Here is a 209-nt window from a genome sequence, read left to right on the forward strand (position 1 = left end):
GTCGAGCTCTACGCGTGGATCGCGCAGGCCGAAGCCGGCGCCCGGATCGAATATCACCGCGGCTTTCTCGGGATCGACGTCACGCCGGTGATCTCGACCCTGCCGGAGCCCGAGCGCCGCCAGCTCGCCGACCTCGGTCAGGCCGCGCTGGGCGCCTTCGAGAAGGGCCTCGTCCACCTCGTGCAGGAGCGCGTGGGCCCCGACCGCTT

General features: G+C 71.8%; 1 pseudogene. It reads left to right on the plus strand.

Annotated elements, in window-relative coordinates:
* Nucleotides 1–209: pseudogene (locus Q0938_RS19325) on the plus strand (hypothetical protein); the annotation flags it as partial.

Origin of the sequence: uncultured Paracoccus sp. (genome assembly GCF_947496875.1) — a bacterium.
In the GTDB taxonomy this organism is placed as follows: domain Bacteria; phylum Pseudomonadota; class Alphaproteobacteria; order Rhodobacterales; family Rhodobacteraceae; genus Paracoccus.